The 2,154-nt window shown below is 39.0% G+C and carries 4 protein-coding genes; 2 read left to right on the top strand and 2 right to left on the bottom strand.

Annotated features, from left to right (window positions below; translation table 11 throughout):
* Positions 1 to 117 precede the first annotated feature (117 nt).
* Positions 118 to 390, top strand: a complete 273-nt coding sequence (locus GQO39_RS08315; RefSeq protein ID WP_156851742.1) for a toxin HicA — start codon at positions 118 to 120, stop codon at positions 388 to 390.
* Entirely contained in the window at positions 380 to 697 is a 318-nt protein-coding gene (locus tag GQO39_RS08310; protein ID WP_156851741.1) for a type II toxin-antitoxin system HicB family antitoxin, read from the top strand. Before GQO39_RS08315 ends, GQO39_RS08310 begins: the two co-directional genes overlap by 11 nt.
* A gap of 76 nt (positions 698 to 773) precedes the next feature.
* On the opposite strand, the gene GQO39_RS08305 is transcribed toward GQO39_RS08310, so the two are convergent.
* Together GQO39_RS08305 and GQO39_RS08300 are read right to left on the bottom strand one after the other, a co-directional pair.
* Positions 774 to 1,055 (bottom strand): hypothetical protein, encoded by a 282-nt coding sequence (locus GQO39_RS08305; protein WP_156851740.1) that lies wholly within the window; start codon positions 1,053 to 1,055, stop codon positions 774 to 776.
* Entirely contained in the window at positions 1,052 to 1,771 is a 720-nt protein-coding gene (locus GQO39_RS08300) for a phage antirepressor KilAC domain-containing protein (protein ID WP_156851739.1), read from the bottom strand. Before GQO39_RS08300 ends, GQO39_RS08305 begins: the two co-directional genes overlap by 4 nt.
* Positions 1,772 to 2,154: the final 383 nt, after the last annotated feature.

The following is a 2,154-nucleotide window of genomic DNA, read 5'->3' as shown; positions in this document are numbered from 1 at the left end:
CCGCCGTCTTTGCTGCTTTGATCAACGCAACAAATGTTTCCCTTATCGTCTCTCTCGGATGCATGGGGGCTCCTTTTAGTTGATGCCATCTCTAAAAATGATTGACTAGGATTAATAATGATACTATTATTGGCTATGAACAATAAAGTTGAAAAAATAATCAGCTTGATGAAAGCATCACCAAAGAACATCAAGTTTTCAGATTTGTTGGCTGTGTGTGTATATTTTTTTGGAGAACCGCGGAACAATGGTACAAGCCACTTTGTTTTTAAAACGCCATGGCTTGGTGATCCCCGTGTGAATATTCAAAAAGATTCTGGAAACAAAGCAAAAGCCTATCAGGTCAAACAAGTCTTACAAGCGATAGAAAGGATGAAACATGAACAATAATCATTATACATATCGTGTTTTGTGGTCGCAAGAAGATGAGGAATATGTCGGATTGTGTGCAGAATTCCCATCCCTTTCATGGTTAGACGCTCAAGCAGAGAAAGCTTTAAAAGGTGTTATGGACCTCGTTTCGGAAGTTGTTGAGGACATGCAACATAACGGAGAAGAAGTTCCTGTGCCTTTGTCACATGGTAAATACAGTGGTAAGTTTCAATTAAGAATACCACCAGAGCTCCATAGAAAACTTGCAATACAAGCCGCTGAAAATGGTGTGAGTTTAAACAGATACATTTCTTCTAAACTGTAATTTTTCTCTTGATAAACATTCGTTTTTAACCACCTCCCCATTTTTGAGAACAGGGAGGGGAGTTGTGTTTTTAAAGTTAAGCAACCTTTTTAATGGGGCTCTCCAAACTTGGTTCGTAAGCTCGCAACAAAGAATCCATGCTATGCGGTAGTTCTGAATCTCCAAAATCTGTTAGAACTGTTAAGATTTTAAGTATATTGGGCACCTCATTTTGAAGTTTTAAAATCAAAGCTTTTTCCACTACGCTCATAGTATCAACCAAAGCACTACACTCTTTGTCGCTCATATTTTCATGTCTAGAAAACTGTGATAACGCCATCCACAAATCGCATAAGAAGTTAGTATCTATCTTCTTCATTGCACACCTCCATAGATTTGCTCTCTCAAACATGCCAAACCTTTTGGTGTGATTTTAGTTGAAGGAAGCACCTTATCTGTTCCATCCGGTCTTTGAATAGTGATAGCAGGACAATCCATGAATCCTTTCTTGATTTTATCTTGATAAGGTAACAGAGGCGCCCCTGGAGCCCGTCGATACACCCAATCATGTTTACGCAAGTAATCGGTTAAGTCCTTTGGTCGTACCTCTAACATCTTTGCTGCTTCAATCAGACCAAACAACCCATCAGAGCGTTTTAAACCATCCAAAGCTTCTGCTTTTGGTGCTAATTCGGCAATGGTGTTATCCTTTTGCTCGATTTGGCTTTGTAGATGTGTCAAAAAGCCAATCATTGCTTGTGGACTTGAATAGTCAATTTGCGGTGTAACAACTTTCTTTTCCAATTCTTGCCAGCGGTCAATGATTTTAGCCCGTAAGGCAGTGCTGTAACCTGAAACAAGGATTAAACATTCACGTTTGGGGAGGTGATAACAAGGGCGTGTTTTTCCTTGTTCATCAATATAACTGCTTAAAAACTTAGCCGGCTCAAATTTGAGCTCGCTAAATATTTGTTTAATGTTGCGCATAACATTTTTATGCTTCTTACTACATACCCCCGCAATTTCAATGCTAGACATAGTCTGAGTGGTAGCACCATTAGCAGCACTTCTTTTAATTTCTATAAGATTGTTCATAATGAACTCCTAGTTGTTAAACGTTTGTTAATGACACTCAAAAAAAGTGTCGGGCGCTAACAAACACGGCAACTAGCCCGTCGTTATGCTTTCCCCGTGAAGGTATTGTATAGCATAACCACACCCGACAAGATCATTATATGCGTATAACATATAACGAGTCAAAGCTTTTAAATCGCGGAAAAACAGTTATTTCGGCAACCAATCCGCCAGTTGTTTTAAGGTGTTTGTTAGGCACCTAGTTCAACGATAGACATATTATTGCCATATTGTCAAGAGGTGACTTCATATTTTTAAAAATCAATAAGCGCATCTTTACTTTAGTTCCCGCAAGATAAGTTTATACATACCGGATTCTGAGGCTTGGACATCTGTGACAATGA

It is taken from the genome of Bartonella refiksaydamii, assembly GCF_902652675.1.
In the GTDB taxonomy this organism is placed as follows: domain Bacteria; phylum Pseudomonadota; class Alphaproteobacteria; order Rhizobiales; family Rhizobiaceae; genus Bartonella; species Bartonella refiksaydamii.
Note: the sequence above shows the minus strand (reverse complement) of the source record. Positions and strands in the feature narration are given on the sequence as shown.

Bases quoted from the DNA above. Each gene is read 5' to 3' on its own strand.
- GQO39_RS08310 (WP_156851741.1), top strand. From the start codon at position 380: ATGAACAATAATCATTATACATATCGTGTTTTGTGGTCGCAAGAAGAT.
- GQO39_RS08315 (WP_156851742.1), top strand. From the start codon at position 118: ATGATACTATTATTGGCTATGAACAATAAAGTTGAAAAAATAATCAGC.
- GQO39_RS08305 (WP_156851740.1), bottom strand. From the start codon at position 1,055: ATGAAGAAGATAGATACTAACTTCTTATGCGATTTGTGGATGGCGTTA.
- GQO39_RS08300 (WP_156851739.1), bottom strand. From the start codon at position 1,771: ATGAACAATCTTATAGAAATTAAAAGAAGTGCTGCTAATGGTGCTACC.